Genomic DNA, 15,337 nt, shown 5'->3' on the forward strand with positions numbered 1-15,337 from the left:
GACCGCAAGGCAGCGGAGGACGATATGCTGGAACTGGGTAGTACGAACACGGCGCCGAAGGGCGACTATGTCAAGGACGTGAGCGAGGCCGATTTCATGGCCGAGGTGGTGGACCGCTCGCAGCAGGTTCCCGTCATCGTCGATTTCTGGGCGCCTTGGTGCGGCCCCTGCAAGACGCTGGGCCCGGCGCTCGAGAAGGCGGTGAACGAGGCGGGCGGCGCAGTCGTCATGGCGAAGGTCAACGTTGACGAGAACCAGATGATCGCCGGTCAAATGCGCGTGCAGTCGATCCCCACGGTCTACGCCTTCTACAAGGGCCAACCGGTGGACGGCTTCCAGGGCGCGCTTCCGGCGTCCGAGATCAAGGCTTTCGTGGACCGGTTGGTCCAGCAGGCGGGCGGCGAAGCAGCCGGTGACGGCGGCCTCGAAGAGGCGGTCGCCGCTGCCGACGAGATGCTCGAGGCCGGCGCCGCGGACGATGCACTGCAGACCTACGCCGCCATCCTCGAGGAAGCGCCCGAGCACGCGGGGGCCTACGCGGGCCTCGTGCGGGCACAGGTGGCGCTGGGTGATCTCGACCAAGCCGAGGCAATCCTGAACGGCGCCCCCGAGGCGATCTCGAAAAGCCCCGAACTGGATGCGGCCCACGCTCAGCTGGAGCTGGCCAAGCAGGCGGCGGACGCCGGCCCCGTGGCCGAGCTGACCTCCGCAGTCGAGGCCAATCCCGACGATCATCAGGCGCGCTTTGACCTTGCCCTGGCGCTGCATGCCAAGGGCGATGCAGAAGGTGCCGTGGCGCAGTTGCTTGAGCTTTTCCGCCGCGATCGCGAATGGAACGACGGGGCCGCCAAGACCCAGCTTATCACCGTCTTCGAGGCGCTCAAGCCGAACGATCCGGTGGTGCTGAACGGTCGCCGGAAACTCAGCTCGATGATATTTGCCTGACGGCTGCGGCGGGCTAACTCGGTGGTCATGTCCAGACGCTTTGATCTGCCCGGCCTGATCCCGGTTTTCCCCCTGCCCGGCGCGTTGCTTTTGCCACGCTCCCGGCTGCCGCTTCATATCTTCGAGCCTCGCTATCTTGCGATGCTCGAAGACGCGCTCAAGACCGAGACGCGGATCATAGGCATGATCCAGCCCGACCCGCTGTCGGGCAGCGACAAGGGCCTGCACCGCATCGGCTGCGCCGGGCGGGTGACGCAGTTCTCGGAGACCGAGGATGGCCGATACATGGTCACCCTCACCGGGCTGTCCCGGTACCGCATCGAGAGCGAGGTCGAGAGCTTCAGCCCCTACCGGCGCTGCAACGTGTCATGGGCCGGGTTCGAGTGTGATCTCGACGGTGCCGAAAGTGACGATCTGTTCGACCGCGACCGTTTCATGGCCATGCTCGACCGGTTCTTCGCCACCAAGGACCTGTCCGCGGACTGGTCGACGCTGAAGGATGCGGATGACGAGTTGCTCATCAACTCGCTGTCGATGCTTCTGGAGTTCGACCCCGAGGACAAGCAGGCGCTGCTCGAGGCGCCGTCGCTGCAGACACGGCGCGAGACGCTGATGACCCTGATGGAATACGCCATGCGCGGAGGCGGTGGCTCGGAGGACAGGATACAATGACCGACACCGATACCTCGCCCGTGGCGCCCGTCGCCTTCGACCGCCGCATGCTCGAGATCCTCGTGTGCCCCGCCTCGCAGGGAACGCTGGACTACGATGCCGACCGGCAGGAGCTGATCAGCGCGTCGGCGGGCGTGGCCTACCCGATCCGCGATGGCATCCCGGTGATGCTCATGGACGAAGCCCGCCGCCTCGAGGACTGACGCCCGAAATCACGCGGTCGTTAGCACTTGATGGGCAGCAGTTCGTCGTCTGCGCGCCAAATGAAAACGCCCCCGGCAGGATGGTCTGCCGGGGGCGTTCTTGCATGACCCTGCGCTTATCCTGCGCCTTGGGCTCAAGCGCCGATGGCGCGAGCGAGCACCGCCGGGTCCACGTTACCGCCAGATATAGTGCAGATCACCGCGTCGCCCTCGATCTCGTTGCCGCGGAAGAGGGCCGCGGCCAGCGCCACCGCGCCGCCCGGTTCGGCCACCACCTTGAGATGCTTCAGCGCGAGGCCCATGGCCCGCAGCGCCTCGTCCTCGGACACGGCAAGGCCCGGACCGCAGAGGCGCTTCATGATCGGGAAGGTCAGGTTGCCCGGCTGAGGTGTCACGATGGCATCGCAAAGGCTGCCCGACAGGGCCGGGTTGCGCTCGATCTCGCCCGAGGCAAGCGAGCGGCGCACGTCGTCGAAACCCTCCGGTTCGGCCGGGCGCGCCCGCAGGCCCGGTGCCGTCGCCTCGAGCGCCAGCGCGATCCCCGAGGTCAGCCCGCCGCCGCCGCAGCAGACCAGCACGTCCGCTGTGGTGACGCCAAGCTCGGCCGCCTGCTCGGCGATCTCGAGCCCGCAGGTGCCTTGCCCGGCGATCACCATAGGCTCGTCGAAGGGCTTGATGAGGGTCAGGCCACGCTCTGCGGCGATGCGCGCGCCGATGGCATCGCGGTCCTCGGTGGCGCGATCATAGGGCACCACCTCGGCCCCGAGGCCAAGGGTGCCATCCACCTTCGCCTGTGGCGCGTCTGCGGGCATGACGATGACGGCGGGTACCCCGTGCAGCCTTGCGGCGGCAGCGATGCCCTGTGCGTGGTTGCCCGAGGAGAACGCGATCACACCGCGCGCGCGGGTGTCGGGATCAAGCGCGGCCACCGCGTTGTAGGCGCCCCGGAACTTGAAGCTGCCGGTGTGCTGCAGGCACTCGGATTTGACCAGCACGCGGCGGCCTGCAATCTCGTCGAGGAAAGGTGAGGACAGCAAGGGCGTGCGGCGGGCGTGGCCGGCCAGCCGCCCTGCGGCGGCTTTGATGCTGGCGATATCCATTGGGGCGGGTCCTTCCGGCGGTAGGAGCGAAAACTGGCGGGAACGTGCGCCACTGGCAGGGGGGTGTCAATCTGCGGCATCCGCTTGGCCACCTTGAAGCCGGCGCGCCAAGACGGCAGAATGGCGGCCCATGATCGAACGCAGCCACCAGTCGGACGGCATCCTGTCACGCGCCCTTTATTCCCCGTGCGAACGCTATCGCTACGGATTGGAGCGGCGATGGAGTGATGGGCGGCTGCTGCTGTACGTCATGCTCAACCCTTCCACCGCCGATGAGCTTCGCAACGATCCCACCATCGAGCGCTGCCAGCGCCGGGCGGTGCAGCTGGGCTTCGGAGCGCTGCGCATCGCCAACCTCTTTGCCTGGCGCGCCACGAGGCCCGAGGACCTGCGCCGCACGGATGCCCCCGTCGGTAAAGACAACGATGCCTTGTTGCTTGACTGGCACTGCTCTGCGGACATGACGCTGGCCGCATGGGGCGTGCACGGGGCCCACATGGGGCGCGGCCCGCAGATGACGCAAACTTTGCCCGGCCCGCTGCATCACCTCGGCCTGACCCAAGGAGGCCACCCGCGCCATCCGCTTTACGTGCCCTATGCCACGCGCCCGGTCCCCTGGGAACTGCCGGTCGACGGTAACAATTCGATCAATTGCGCCCCGCCGGCCTTGGCCCGGAGTTAACCTTTCAGGGTGATAACCCTTGAACGGATAGGACGCCCGGGCGACCATCCGGCTTTCGCGTTACGTGGTGGGATTGGCCGATGCTGTGGCTTGCCGGTTTGATGGGGATGATGGTGCTGGGATCGGTTGCGGTCATCGGCACACAGGACGTGTCGGCCGGCGGCGATCTGGACGAGGATCCCGGTGCCGACCGGGACGGGCCAGACGGACCAGTGGGGGACGCGGCGACGACCGGGCCCACGGGGCAGATCTTCGGCGGAAGTGATGGCGCGGAGCAGATTGTCGGCAGCGACCGCACGGACGTGATTGCGGGCGCCGAGGGCGACGATCTGATCGACGGACTGGGCGGTGATGATGAGATTCATGGAGGTGACGGTGCTGATACGCTGATCGGCGGCTCCGGTGCGGACACCCTGCACGGCGGTGCAGGAAGCGACCTGCTGCAAGGGCAGGCCGGGGATGACCATCTTTTCGCACATGACGGTGGCGATCGTCTCGACGGTGGCGACGGCGCGGACGAGCTGCAGGGCGGGCTGGGCGATGACGAGCTGACCGGCGGCGTGGGAAACGATGCCCTTCATGGCCGCGAGGGCGCTGACACGCTGAACGGGGGGGCGGGGAGCGACACGCTTTTCGGAGGCGTGGGCGATGATCTTTTGTCCGGCTCGGGGCCTGCAACCGATGCAGCCGCGCTCGATTTTCTCAACGCCGGAGACGGGGACGATACGCTTCTGATCGGGGCCGGTGACATTGCCACTGGTGGCGCGGGGGCGGACCTCTTTGCACTGGCGCATGAGGCGGCCGGAGGTGATGCAGCGACGTTGATGGATTACGACGGGGCCGAGGATCAGATCGTTGTCATTTTCGACGACAGCGGTGGCGACGCCGCGCCAGAACTCGACATACGCTCCAGCGACGCGCACGAGGGCATGGCCGAGCTGCTTCTTGATGGCGACGTGATTGCCATGATGCCCGCCGAAGATGCCCCGCCGCTTGAACAGATCGCCCTGATCGGTCAGAGCGCCGCATCGGAGCTTGGGGCGGCCTGAAGGCGGGCTGCTCTATATGGTTGCTGCCCGACCTGGCCGCCGCCTGACATGCCGTTATCTGATGTGGGGCCTGTCGGGGGGACGGCCTCGGGGAATGGAGAGATTGAAAAGCTGACGTCTTTCCGAACCGGAGGTCTTGCGGAACCGCGGCCCTTCTGCGCTGAGGGCTGAGCGACATAGCACTGCCGGAGAGGGGGGCGTCAGGTTCGCCCGCGGGAGGCCTGGGCATTGGGGTCTGCCGCTACGCCTGTTGCCATTCAATGGCGGTGATGCTGACTTCAGTCTCAGTCTCAGTCTCAGTCTCAGTCTCAGTCTCAGTCTCAGTCTCAGTCTCAGTCTCAGTCTCAGTCTCAGTCTCAGTCTCAGTCTCAGTCTCAGTCTCAGTCTCAGCCGGCCCCGTATCCTGAGTGCAAACTTTGCTTGCCCGCCGAACAAGCAGCCGACCGCAGGTTTTTCTTTCTTCCTGACCGGAATCGCCTTATAGGCGCCTATCCGTCCGTCATGGACGGAGCTCTCCACGGGCCCTGCTGGACGACATCCCGGCTTGCGCCATCCACACAAACCTTACGAAGGAGACCCCGATGTCGATCACCGTCGAAGAAAAAAACCGCCTGATGAAGGAATACGCTACCAAGGAAGGCGACACCGGTTCGCCCGAAGTCCAGGTGGCAATCCTCACCAGCCGTATCACCACCCTGACCGAGCACTTCAAGACCCACAAGAAGGACAACCACTCCCGTCGTGGCCTTCTGAAGCTGGTCGCACAGCGCCGCAAACTGCTGGACTACCTCAAGTCCAACGATGAAGGCCGCTACCAGAAGCTGATCGCGAGCCTCGGCATCCGCCGCTGATCTCGTCCGGTTTTCGGAATACGGAACGCCCGCTCCTCAGGAGCGGGCGTTTTGCGTTTCGGGGGCCGCTCAGGGAGTGCCGGCCAGCACCCGGTTGTCGATCAGGAAGTCCATCCCCCGGACCCACGCGATGTCGGTATTGCCCCTGATGTCGGTCTGGTAGAGGGCGATGACCTCGCCGGTCGCGGCATCGCGTTCCCGCAGGATCACGGTCTGTACCAGCACTGACAGTTTCTGAACGGCGCCGCTGAAAGACCGCTCGGCCCCCACAGCGCGGGTCAGCCTGGCTTCGCAGGCGTTGCAGGTGAAGACCTCGCCATGCATCCGCAGCTCGGGCCCGAGCTGCGACAGATCCACAAGGCGATAGCGCCCGCTGTTCACCAGGCGCTGGCGCAAATGATCCGACAGCATGGCGATGCGGGTGTGTTCAACCTCGTTGCGGGCACCGTAGTCCACCTCCTGGCTGAAATTGATGAAACTCAGGTCAAAGACGGCCACCGGTATTGGATCGGCGATTGCCGGGCCGGAGGCTGCCATGAGCAGGCACATCCATGAACGCATGAGGGTCTTCTTTCGCATGTGCCAAGTCTCGCACGGGGCCATCACCTCGTCGTCACAGACCAAGGTATCGGGGCTTGATCACCCTCTTTTTGATACGTTATATCATAACTTATTTGCGAGAGAGGCGGCTATGAGCACAGGGCACAACCGCGGCACCACCAGGCTGAAGCGCAGTCGCCGGGCGGGGTGCCCAATGCAAGGCTACGACCGGCTGCCACCGCCGTTGCGTGGGTGGATGGCCACCGCCGCGCTACCATGGTCGGCGCGGTCCTGCCTCGCGCTGTGGCAGCGCGCTCTGAAGGAGGGTGCGAGCCACCGTGAAGCGCTGGATCGGCTGGATCGTGCCGAAGCCGCGCTGCTCGCCCGCGACGCTGCGCTGTAGAGGCCGTTCGGGGCGGTTTTTCTTTCAATCGCCTTCAAAACACTGTATCGCGCCCTCATCTGAGACGTGACGCCTCCAGCCCCCGGGCGCGTGCAAGAGGATGAGGGGGCGGCGACAATGGGGTCGCCACGACACACGGGAGACGCGGGAGGGCCCGCGAGCGCTCCCTCACAGGATACGCATATGTTCAACATCTCGAAGAAAAGCATGCAGTGGGGCGAAGAAACCCTCACTCTTGAAACGGGCAAGGTTGCCCGTCAGGCCGACGGTTCGGTCATCGCCACTCTTGGCGAGACCTCGGTCATGGCGAACGTGACGTTCGCTAAGGAACCCAAGCCCGGTCAGGATTTCTTTCCGCTGACCGTCCACTACCAGGAAAAATACTACGCCGCGGGTAAAGTGCCCGGCGGCTTCTTCAAGCGCGAGGCGCGTCCGACTGAAAAAGAGACGCTGACCGCACGCCTGATCGACCGTCCGATCCGCCCGCTGTTCGTGTCCGGCTTCAAGCATGAAGTGCTGGTCATGTGCACGGTGCTGTCCCACGACCTTGTCAACGATCCCGACATCGTCGCGATGATCGCAGCCTCCGCAGCGCTGACCATTTCCGGTGTGCCCTTCATGGGCCCGATCGCCGGTGCCCGCGTCGGCTACGAGGATGGCGAATACGTGCTGAACCCGACCGTCGACGACATGCAGGGGCTGCGCAACAACCCCGACCAGCGTCTCGACCTCGTGGTCGCCGGCACCAAGGACGCCGTGATGATGGTCGAATCGGAAGCCTACGAGCTGACCGAAGACGAGATGCTGGGCGCCGTGACCTTCGCGCACGAGCAGATCCAGCCGGTCATCGACCTCATCATCTCGCTGGCCGAAGATGCCGCGAAAGAGCCGTTCGACTTCCAGCCCCCGGATTATTCCGAGCTTTACGGCGTGGTGAAGGGCCTTGGCGAAGCGCAGATGCGCGATGCCTATGCCATCACCGACAAGCAGCAGCGCGTTGCCGCCGTCTCCGCCGCGAAAGAGGCGATCAAGGCCCAGCTGAGCGAAGAGCAGCTTGCGGATGCGAACCTCGGCCCGGCGTTGAAGAAGCTCGAATCGACCGTGCTTCGTGCCGACGTGGTCCGCAACAAGCGCCGCATCGACGGACGTGCACTTGATCAGGTCCGACCGATCGTCGCCGAAACCAAGGTGCTGCCGCGGACCCACGGTTCGTCGCTGTTTACCCGCGGTGAAACTCAGGGCCTCGTGGTGACCACGCTTGGCACCGGCGATGACGAACAGATCATCGACGCCCTGCACGGCAACTCGCGTAGCAACTTCCTGCTGCACTACAACTTCCCGCCGTACTCGGTTGGTGAAGTGGGCCGCGTCGGCTCCCCGGGCCGCCGCGAGATCGGCCACGGCAAGTTGGCATGGCGTGCGCTTCAGGCCGTGCTGCCTGCGGCAACCGACTTCCCCTACACCATCCGCGTCGTGTCCGAGATCACCGAATCGAACGGCTCGTCCTCGATGGCGTCGGTCTGCGGTGGTTCGCTGTCCATGATGGACGCGGGCGTTCCGCTGAAGGCGCCGGTGGCCGGTGTGGCCATGGGCCTCGTGCTGGAAGATGACGGCGAATACGCAGTCCTTACCGACATTCTCGGCGACGAGGATCACCTCGGCGACATGGACTTCAAGGTCGCAGGCACCGAGAACGGCATCACGTCGCTGCAGATGGACATCAAGGTCGCGGGCATCACCCCCGAGATCATGAAGCAAGCCCTCGCCCAGGCGAAGGCAGGCCGTCTGCACATCCTCGAAGAGATGTCGAAGGCGCTGACCGAGGCCGGCGAATTCTCGGTCCACGCTCCGCGCATCGAGACCATGCAGATCCCGACTGACAAGATCCGTGAAGTGATCGGCTCGGGCGGCAAGGTGATCCGCGAGATCGTCGAAGTGTCGGGTGCCAAGGTCGACATCAACGACGAAGGCATCATCAAGATCGCATCCGCCAACGGCGAGGCCATCCAGAAGGCCTATGACATGATCTACTCGATCGTTGCAGAGCCGGAAGAGGGCAAGGTGTACAAGGGCAAGGTCGTGAAGATCGTCGATTTCGGCGCCTTCGTGAACTTCTTCGGCAAGCGGGACGGCCTCGTGCACGTGTCGCAGATCGAGAACCGTCGCCTGAACCACCCCAGCGACGTGCTGAAGGAAGGCCAGGAAGTCTTCGTGAAGCTGCTGGGCTTCGACGATCGCGGCAAGGTTCGTCTTGCCATGAAGATGGTCGACCAGGAAACCGGCGAAGAATCCGTCGGCAACAAGGAAGAGACCGCCGACTAAGGCGTCTCACCCTGTTGAAATGCGAAACGCCCCGGCCAGTCGGTCGGGGCGTTTTCATGTGGCCTGTGCGCTGCGGCGCGCGAGATGCGGCGGTTGCGGGCCCGGTCAGTTCCGGGCCAGCGGTGGCGGCGCGCCCTCGGGGGCGAAAACTACCGAGGTGGTGGCCGCATCGGCCCAGAAACCTTCGAAGAACTCCGCCGGATCTACCCGTTCGCGCATCTCGTCCGTGAGGGCCAGAAGACCCGCCACGTCATCATAGGCCCAGCTCATCATCATCCCAGGCGCACTGACTGCCGACAGCTTTTCTCCGGGCAGCTCCGTTGCCGGGTTCAGCCGCGAGAACGACGACACCGGGCAGGGCCGCGACAGATCGCGCCATTCGCTCCAGAGCGTGACGTTGCTGATGCCGAGCGCCCGGAGATAACGTTCAACGTTCGGCTCGTAGATCGGCGGCAGCACGTCCTCTTCTGGCATGTAGAGGCCGGAGGTGGCGCAATGAGCCACCAGACGGTCGGCGATGTCGGTATCGTCGGGGTCGAGTTCTTGCGCCGTGACCTCGCGCCAGACGGTGCGTGCGAATTGGTGAAAATCGAAGGCGCCGATCTCCTGCGCGACGCGGGTCCAGGACACCGGGCTTCCGGTCTGCTTGATGAGATCGCCGAACCCCGGAGGCGCCGCGTTCTCGCGTTCTGGCATGCTGGCATCCATCAGCTCGGACGGATCGACGGAGAGCCGCATCGGGGACCACGCCGCGCTTTCGGGGGTATAGCCCGGCACCCGGAAGAACGGGTTGAGCACGATGAAGACGTGATCGTAGTCGTAGCGCCACCAGTCGAGGATCGGCACGTTCTCGAACGGATGCTCGAGCCTGCGCGGCACGGCGGGCTCGAAATGGTCTTCGGGGTCTTTGTACATCGGCGCCCCTTATCACGTGCGCATACGGCTTGACAGGTGCAACAGCACGGCAAACGCGGCGCATTGCGCTAAAATCGGCGCAGCTTGCGGCGTGAGACAGCTTTCGGGGGGGGGATTTCAGCGGGGCGGAAAAAAAGGCCGGGCACGAAGCCCGGCCAAGTCCAACAGGGAGGTGCATGTGAAACCGCACATGCAACGGATAGGGGGCATATATATCCTGTGTTTCCGCAAGCAATGTGCAACTTGGCCGCAGGCGATCACGAGATCGGGTTTTCCCGTAGGATCGGCAAGAACATGCCTTCGGAACTTCGCGCGGAGCGACGTGTTGAGGTGACAGAGGCGGCCCATCGCGTCGCCACGCCCCTTTTTCCGAATTCCCGACACGCGAGGCCTCCATGTCCACCAAACCGACCCTCACCTCCACGTCTGGCGCTCCGGCCCCTACGAACCGCACCTCGCAGACCGCCGGCAGCCGCGGGCCAGTGCTGATGCAGGATCACCAGCTCCTGGAGAAGCTTGCCCACCAAAACCGCGAGCGCATCCCTGAGCGGACGGTGCACGCCAAGGGCTGGGGGCTTCAGGGCCATTTCACCGTAACGCATGATATCTCGCAATACACTTGCGCAGACCTGTTTTCGCAAGTGGGCAAGACCACCGAAGTCCTGTCGCGCTGGTCCACCGTGGCCGGTGAACGTGGCGCGGCGGATGCCGAACGCGACGTGCGCGGCTTTGCCCTGAAGTTTTACACCGAGCAAGGCAACTGGGACATGGTGGGCAACAATACCCCCATTTTCTTTGTGCGTGATGCCTACAAGTTCCCGGATTTCATTCACACGCAGAAGCGCCATCCCAAGACCAATATGCGTTCGCCCGAAGCGATGTTCGACTTCTGGGCCGGGCAGCCGGAGTCGGTGCACCAGGTGACGATCCTGATGTCGGACCGCGGCATCCCCGAGACGCCCGCGCACATGAACGGCTATGGCTCGCACACCTTCTCCATGTGGAATGCCAAGGGTGAACGCCACTGGGTGAAGTTCCACTTCAAGACTCAGCAGGGCCATGACTGGCTGTCCGATGCCAAGGCCGCCGAGATCATCGGCCAGACGCGCGAAAGCTATCAGGAAGCGCTGTGGAATATGATCGAACAGGGCAAGTTCCCCAAGTGGACCATGTACATCCAGGTGATGAAGGAAGAAGAAGCGCTTGAGACCGACTTCAACCCGTTCGATCTGACCAAGGTATGGCCGCAGGGCGATTACCCGCTGATCGAAGTGGGCGAGCTGGTGATGGACACCTTCCCCGAGAACTACTTCCAGATGATCGAGAACGCGGCCTTCAACGTGAACAACGTGGTGCCCGGAATCGGTTTCAGCCCGGACAAGATGCTTCAGGCCCGCATATTCGCCTACGCGGATGCGCACCGCTACCGCCTTGGCACCCACTACGAGATGCTGCCCGCCAACCAGCCCAAGGCGTCGAAGGTGCAGCATTACCACAAGGACGGAGCCATGCGGTTCTTCTCGAACGATTTCGGCAATCCCGACGCCTATTACGAGCCGAACCAGTATGATGGCCCCGTGGCGGATGAAAGCCTGCAGGAGCCGCCGATGCGCATCGATCCCGAGGCCGTTGCCGCCCGCTTCGACCAGGAAGAAAGCGACATCGACTACGTCCAGCCGCGCGCTCTTTACGAGCGGGTGCTCAGCGACGAGGAGCGGGATCGCCTCCACAGGAACATGGCAGGGGGCATGGCGCCCTGCACTGACGGCGTGAAGGAGCGCTGGCTCACGGTCCTGAAAAAGGTGCATCCCGACTACGAGGCCGGTGTGCGCCGCGCGCTCGAAACCGGTGAGCATGGCGATCCGTCGCTTCCGGTGACCGACGACACGCCGATCCGCGCCGCCGAGTAAGGTGGAACGGGGGAAGGGGGGCGCTGCCCCCCTCGGCCTGCGGCCTCACCCCACCGGGATATTTGGGGTCAAAGGAAACATGAGGGGCGGCACCGTCATCGCGCGGCGCCGCCCCTTCGTCTCTTTCAAAATGCGCCGGGGGGGGACCGAAGGCCGGGGGCGGAGCCCCCTCTTTCCATGCTCAGGCGGGGCCCCTTTGTGGCAGGCGCGGAGCCCTTTCAGGAACCGAGAAATGTGCTGCCCGTTGCTAATTGCTTGCGAAGCCTCTGCTCTAAAGGGACTCACAGCTTAAGGGAAATCTGGGCTCCCACGGATGAAAGATGCCTTGCCCATTTTGGCAGGCCGGACCTGTCTGGCGCTTTTCTCCAGAGATCCGACGCTTTCAGCCTTCCGAAATCTTGTGGCGCCTGCGGACGGAGCCGGGACGCCCCGCCAGAGTTAGCCGTGCGTCGTTGCGGGCCTGCCGCGAAACCACCTTGCCCTTGGAAATCACGCAGAGCCTGTCGGGGCGCAGGCGCAGCGCCTCGATGGCTGAGCCAGCATCCAGCACCACCAGAGACGCGGTATTGCCGGGGGCAAGGCCGTAGCCCGTGAGGTGCATGATCTTCGCGTTCTCCTCGGTGACCATTGTGAAGCAGCGCTGCATTTCCGCGGGGGAGGTCATCTGCGCCACGTGCAGCCCCATGAAGGCCACGTCGAGCATGTCGGCAGTGCCGAGCGAATACCACGGGTCGCGCACGCAATCCTGCCCCCAGCCGACGGTGATGCCTTGGGCCTGCATCTCCTTCACCCGGGTGAGGCCGCGCCGCTTGGGATAGCTGTCATGGCGGCCCTGCAGGGTGATGTTGATGAGAGGATTGGGGATGGCAGCGATCTCGGCCTCGGCGATCAGGGGCAGCAGCTTCGAGACATAGTAGTTGTCCATCGAGTGCATCGAGGTCAGGTGCGATCCTGCCACGCGACCCTGAAGGCCCAGGCGCTGGGTCTCGTAGGCGAGGCTTTCGATGTGGCGTGAGTGGGGATCGTCGGTCTCGTCGCAGTGCAGGTCCACAAGCAGGCCACGGTCTGCGGCGATCTCGCACAGCTCGCGGACCGAGGCGGCGCCGTCGGCCATGGTGCGCTCGAAATGAGGGATGCCGCCGACGATGTCGACGCCCATGTCGAGGGCGCGGAGCGTGTTCGCCTTTGCCGTGGGGTCGCGGTAGAAGCCGTCCTGTGGGAAGGCCACCAGTTGCAGGTCGAGGTAGGGTTTGACCGCCTCGCGCACCTGCAGCATCGCCTCGACACCCTTAAGCGTGTCGTCGCAGGTGTCCACGTGGCTGCGCACCGCCAGAAGGCCCATGCTCACCGCCCAGTCGCAATAGGCCAGCGCGCGGTCCACCATCTCGTCCACGGTGGCCTGCTGCTTCAGCTCGCCCCAGAGTGCGATGCCCTCGAGCAGGGTGCCCGAGGCGTTGATTCTCGGGGTGCCGTAGCTGAGCGTCGCATCCATGTGGAAATGAGGGTCGACGAAGGGCGGGGACACGAGGTCTCCGGCGGCGTCGATCACCTCGCCCGCGTCCGAGCCGGTGAGATCGCCCATGGCGGCGATCAGCCCGCCGGTGATGCCGATGTCCTTGACGGTGCCATCGGGCAGCGTGCCGCCTTTTACAAGGATGTCAAAGGTGGCCATCAGCGGTCTCCTCGGTTGAAGGGGGTCATGAGCGCTGCCGGAACCTCGGCCCGGCGCGACATGAGCACCAGCGCGAGGATCGACAGAAGGTAGGGGATCATCAGGAAGACCTGATAGGGCACGATCTGCCCGAGGCCGGTCTGTTGCAGGCGGATCTGAAGGGCGTCGAAGCCCGCGAAAAGCAGCGCGCCCAGAAGCGCCTTGCCCGGCTTCCATGTGCCGAAGACCACGAGGGCAATGCAGATCCAGCCGCGCCCGTTGACCATCTCGAAGAAGAAGCTCGAGAAGGCCGACATGGTGAGGAACGCGCCGCCCACTGCCATGAGGCCTGATCCGACGATGACAGCCCCCATGCGGATCGCGCCCACCGACAGGCCCTGCGCCTCGACCGCCTGCGGGTTTTCCCCGGCGGCGCGGACCGCAAGGCCCAGTGGCGTGCGGGAGAGCACGAAGGCGGTGATCCCGCAGGTGGCAAAGCCGGCCCAGGTCAGCGCGGTCTGCGAGAACAGCGCCTGCCCCAGCCACGAAATGTCCGACAGCACCGGGATGTGCAGCGGCTGGAAGGGGGTGATGCGCGGCGGGTTGGTGACCTCGGGCAGGGCGAGGCGGTAGGCGTAATAGGCCGCCGCCGTGGCCAGCATGGTGATGCCAAGGCCGACGACGTGCTGCGACAGGCCAAAGGGCACGGTGAGCAGCGCGTGCATCGCGCCAAAGCCCATGCCAGCGCACATGGCGGCGGCGACCCCGACCCAGAGCGGCGCGCCCGCGTAGACGGCCATCCACCCGGCGAAGGCGCCCGCGACCATGATGCCCTCGATCCCGAGGTTGAGCACGCCCGCGCGTTCGCAGATCAGCTCGCCCATCGTGGCGAAGATCAGCGGCGAGGCAATGCGCAGGATCGCCGCCCAAAAGCTGGCTGACAGAAGAATGTCGACGATTTCGGTCATCCGCGCACCACCCGGAATTTCGTCAGAAGGATTGCCAGCACCATGAACAGCAGCGCCGTGGCGAGCAGGATGTCGGCGATGTAGGTGGGCACCTCTGCGGCGCGGGACATGCTGTCCGCGCCCACGAAGATCCCCGCCACGAAAAGCGCCGAGACCACCACGCCCAGCGGATGCAGCAGCGCCAGCATCGCGACCACGATGCCGGTATAGCCGAAGCTGGCAGAGAGGTCCGTGGTGAGGTTGCCCTCGAGCCCCGCCACCTCGGAAAAGCCCGCAAGCGCGGCGAGCCCGCCCGACAGCAGCGCCGTCTTGACGATGACGCGGGTGACCGGAATGCCCGCAAAGCGTGCGGCCTCGGGGTTCTGGCCGGTGGCGCGGATCTCGTAGCCAAGCGTGGTGCGGGTCTGGATGACCCAGACCCCCGCCGCGCAGAGCAGCGCGAGGGCAAAGCCCCAGTGCAGCCGCAGCCCGTCGACGATGCGCGGCAGGCGGGCATCGCGCGGGATCGAGGGGGATTTGGGCCAGCCCATGCCCATGGGGTCCTTGAGCGGACCTTCGAGCAGGTAGGAGATGAAGAGCGCCATGACGAAGTTCAGCAGCAGGGTGGTCACCACCTCGTCGACGCCGAGCCGGGTCTTGAGCAGCGCCGGGCCGAGCAGCACAAGGGCACCGGCAGCGATGGCACCAAGCGCCATGAGCGGGATCGCCAGCGGGCCAGGCAGGCCAAGCTGGGTGCCGATGAGGACGGTGAGAAGCGCACCCGCGTAGAGCTGCGCCTCAGCGCCGATGTTCCAGAGCTTCGCCTTGAAGGCGACGGCGATGGCGAGGCCGGTGAAGATCAGCGGCGTGGCGCGGTTCAGCGTTTCCAGCAGAGCGAACTTCGAGCCAAAGGCGCCGGTAATCATGAGACCCAAGGTGCGGGCGGGATTTGCGCCTGCGAGGGCCGAGAGGGCGCAGGCGACGACCACCGTGGCGGCAAGGGCCAGCGCGGGAAGACCGATGCGGCGCATGGGGCCGGGGGCGGCGATGGGTTCAAGGCGCATGGGGGCCTCTTGGTCTTGGTTTGCGCTGTGCGTGTGACAGGCGGGGGAGGGGGCTCTGCCCCCGTCCCTGCGGGACTCCCCCG

The 15,337-nt window shown here is 65.0% G+C and carries 15 protein-coding genes; 9 read left to right on the top strand and 6 right to left on the bottom strand.

What is annotated here, in order from left to right; genetic code table 11:
- Positions 1 to 24 precede the first annotated feature (24 nt).
- The 3 genes from trxA to IEX41_RS06075 are packed head-to-tail and all read left to right on the top strand — an operon-like array spanning position 25 to position 1,820.
- Positions 25 to 945, top strand: coding sequence for a thioredoxin (gene trxA, locus IEX41_RS06065; protein ID WP_188789348.1), 921 nt, complete (start codon positions 25 to 27; stop codon positions 943 to 945).
- Positions 946 to 972: 27 nt separating this feature from the next.
- A complete protein-coding gene (locus IEX41_RS06070; protein ID WP_188789349.1) occupies positions 973 to 1,617 on the top strand; it encodes an LON peptidase substrate-binding domain-containing protein in 645 nt (214 codons plus the stop codon).
- Positions 1,614 to 1,820, top strand: a complete 207-nt coding sequence (locus IEX41_RS06075) for a Trm112 family protein (protein ID WP_188789350.1) — start codon at positions 1,614 to 1,616, stop codon at positions 1,818 to 1,820. Before IEX41_RS06070 ends, IEX41_RS06075 begins: the two co-directional genes overlap by 4 nt.
- Positions 1,821 to 1,954: 134 nt before the next feature.
- Here the strand turns inward: IEX41_RS06075 and IEX41_RS06080 are convergent, their stop codons facing one another.
- Positions 1,955 to 2,920: a threonine ammonia-lyase gene (locus IEX41_RS06080; RefSeq protein WP_188789351.1), complete on the bottom strand. Its 966-nt coding sequence runs from the start codon at positions 2,918 to 2,920 to the stop codon at positions 1,955 to 1,957.
- A gap of 130 nt (positions 2,921 to 3,050) precedes the next feature.
- Between IEX41_RS06080 and IEX41_RS06085 the strand changes: the two genes are divergently transcribed.
- The 3 genes from IEX41_RS06085 (at position 3,051) to rpsO (ending at position 5,502) form a co-directional block, all read left to right on the top strand.
- Positions 3,051 to 3,602: a DUF1643 domain-containing protein gene (locus tag IEX41_RS06085; protein ID WP_188789352.1), complete on the top strand. Its 552-nt coding sequence runs from the start codon at positions 3,051 to 3,053 to the stop codon at positions 3,600 to 3,602.
- 80 nt (positions 3,603 to 3,682) lie between these two features.
- On the top strand, positions 3,683 to 4,651 hold the full coding sequence (locus tag IEX41_RS06090; RefSeq protein ID WP_188789353.1) for a calcium-binding protein: 969 nt from the start codon (positions 3,683 to 3,685) through the stop codon (positions 4,649 to 4,651).
- Between the two features lie 581 nt (positions 4,652 to 5,232).
- Positions 5,233 to 5,502 carry a 30S ribosomal protein S15 gene (gene rpsO, locus IEX41_RS06095; protein ID WP_188789354.1) on the top strand — a complete coding sequence of 90 codons (270 nt, stop codon included), beginning with the start codon at positions 5,233 to 5,235 and terminating at the stop codon, positions 5,500 to 5,502.
- Positions 5,503 to 5,571: 69 nt separating this feature from the next.
- On the opposite strand, the gene IEX41_RS06100 is transcribed toward rpsO, so the two are convergent.
- On the bottom strand, positions 5,572 to 6,081 hold the full coding sequence (locus IEX41_RS06100) for a DUF3280 domain-containing protein (RefSeq protein WP_188789355.1): 510 nt from the start codon (positions 6,079 to 6,081) through the stop codon (positions 5,572 to 5,574).
- Positions 6,082 to 6,193: 112 nt separating this feature from the next.
- Between IEX41_RS06100 and IEX41_RS06105 the strand changes: the two genes are divergently transcribed.
- On the top strand, positions 6,194 to 6,445 hold the full coding sequence (locus IEX41_RS06105) for a DUF6525 family protein (protein ID WP_188789356.1): 252 nt from the start codon (positions 6,194 to 6,196) through the stop codon (positions 6,443 to 6,445).
- 183 nt (positions 6,446 to 6,628) lie between these two features.
- The gene (gene pnp / locus IEX41_RS06110; protein WP_188789357.1) at positions 6,629 to 8,767 is read left to right on the top strand and encodes a polyribonucleotide nucleotidyltransferase; all 2,139 of its coding nucleotides are present in this window, start codon (positions 6,629 to 6,631) and stop codon (positions 8,765 to 8,767) included.
- Between the two features lie 105 nt (positions 8,768 to 8,872).
- Here pnp and IEX41_RS06115 read toward each other — a convergent pair whose 3' ends face one another.
- Entirely contained in the window at positions 8,873 to 9,682 is an 810-nt protein-coding gene (locus tag IEX41_RS06115; RefSeq protein ID WP_188789358.1) for a DUF2711 family protein, read from the bottom strand.
- A 395-nt stretch (positions 9,683 to 10,077) separates the two neighbouring features.
- On the opposite strand from IEX41_RS06115, the gene IEX41_RS06120 reads away from it, so the two are divergent.
- Positions 10,078 to 11,592 carry a catalase gene (locus tag IEX41_RS06120; RefSeq protein ID WP_188789359.1) on the top strand — a complete coding sequence of 505 codons (1,515 nt, stop codon included), beginning with the start codon at positions 10,078 to 10,080 and terminating at the stop codon, positions 11,590 to 11,592.
- Positions 11,593 to 11,974: 382 nt separating this feature from the next.
- Here the strand turns inward: IEX41_RS06120 and IEX41_RS06125 are convergent, their stop codons facing one another.
- Genes IEX41_RS06125 through IEX41_RS06135 form a run of 3 tightly spaced genes read right to left on the bottom strand, consistent with a single transcriptional unit; the run spans position 11,975 to position 15,254 of the window.
- Positions 11,975 to 13,264: an amidohydrolase family protein gene (locus IEX41_RS06125; RefSeq protein WP_188789360.1), complete on the bottom strand. Its 1,290-nt coding sequence runs from the start codon at positions 13,262 to 13,264 to the stop codon at positions 11,975 to 11,977.
- Entirely contained in the window at positions 13,264 to 14,211 is a 948-nt protein-coding gene (locus IEX41_RS06130) for an ABC transporter permease (protein ID WP_188789361.1), read from the bottom strand. Before IEX41_RS06130 ends, IEX41_RS06125 begins: the two co-directional genes overlap by 1 nt.
- A complete protein-coding gene (locus IEX41_RS06135; RefSeq protein ID WP_188789362.1) occupies positions 14,208 to 15,254 on the bottom strand; it encodes an ABC transporter permease in 1,047 nt (348 codons plus the stop codon). Before IEX41_RS06135 ends, IEX41_RS06130 begins: the two co-directional genes overlap by 4 nt.
- Positions 15,255 to 15,337 lie beyond the last annotated feature (83 nt).

It is taken from the genome of Salipiger pallidus (assembly GCF_014643635.1).
Lineage (GTDB): Bacteria > Pseudomonadota > Alphaproteobacteria > Rhodobacterales > Rhodobacteraceae > Salipiger > Salipiger pallidus.

Excerpts from the sequence above, each read along its gene's own strand:
- trxA (WP_188789348.1), top strand. The coding sequence starts at position 25 with ATGCTGGAACTGGGTAGTACGAACACGGCGCCGAAGGGCGACTATGTC.
- IEX41_RS06070 (WP_188789349.1), top strand. The coding sequence starts at position 973 with ATGTCCAGACGCTTTGATCTGCCCGGCCTGATCCCGGTTTTCCCCCTG.
- IEX41_RS06075 (WP_188789350.1), top strand. The coding sequence starts at position 1,614 with ATGACCGACACCGATACCTCGCCCGTGGCGCCCGTCGCCTTCGACCGC.
- IEX41_RS06080 (WP_188789351.1), bottom strand. The coding sequence starts at position 2,920 with ATGGATATCGCCAGCATCAAAGCCGCCGCAGGGCGGCTGGCCGGCCAC.
- IEX41_RS06085 (WP_188789352.1), top strand. The coding sequence starts at position 3,051 with ATGATCGAACGCAGCCACCAGTCGGACGGCATCCTGTCACGCGCCCTT.
- IEX41_RS06090 (WP_188789353.1), top strand. The coding sequence starts at position 3,683 with ATGCTGTGGCTTGCCGGTTTGATGGGGATGATGGTGCTGGGATCGGTT.
- rpsO (WP_188789354.1), top strand. The coding sequence starts at position 5,233 with ATGTCGATCACCGTCGAAGAAAAAAACCGCCTGATGAAGGAATACGCT.
- IEX41_RS06100 (WP_188789355.1), bottom strand. The coding sequence starts at position 6,081 with ATGCGAAAGAAGACCCTCATGCGTTCATGGATGTGCCTGCTCATGGCA.
- IEX41_RS06105 (WP_188789356.1), top strand. The coding sequence starts at position 6,194 with ATGAGCACAGGGCACAACCGCGGCACCACCAGGCTGAAGCGCAGTCGC.
- pnp (WP_188789357.1), top strand. The coding sequence starts at position 6,629 with ATGTTCAACATCTCGAAGAAAAGCATGCAGTGGGGCGAAGAAACCCTC.
- IEX41_RS06115 (WP_188789358.1), bottom strand. The coding sequence starts at position 9,682 with ATGTACAAAGACCCCGAAGACCATTTCGAGCCCGCCGTGCCGCGCAGG.
- IEX41_RS06120 (WP_188789359.1), top strand. The coding sequence starts at position 10,078 with ATGTCCACCAAACCGACCCTCACCTCCACGTCTGGCGCTCCGGCCCCT.
- IEX41_RS06125 (WP_188789360.1), bottom strand. The coding sequence starts at position 13,264 with ATGGCCACCTTTGACATCCTTGTAAAAGGCGGCACGCTGCCCGATGGC.
- IEX41_RS06130 (WP_188789361.1), bottom strand. The coding sequence starts at position 14,211 with ATGACCGAAATCGTCGACATTCTTCTGTCAGCCAGCTTTTGGGCGGCG.
- IEX41_RS06135 (WP_188789362.1), bottom strand. The coding sequence starts at position 15,254 with ATGCGCCTTGAACCCATCGCCGCCCCCGGCCCCATGCGCCGCATCGGT.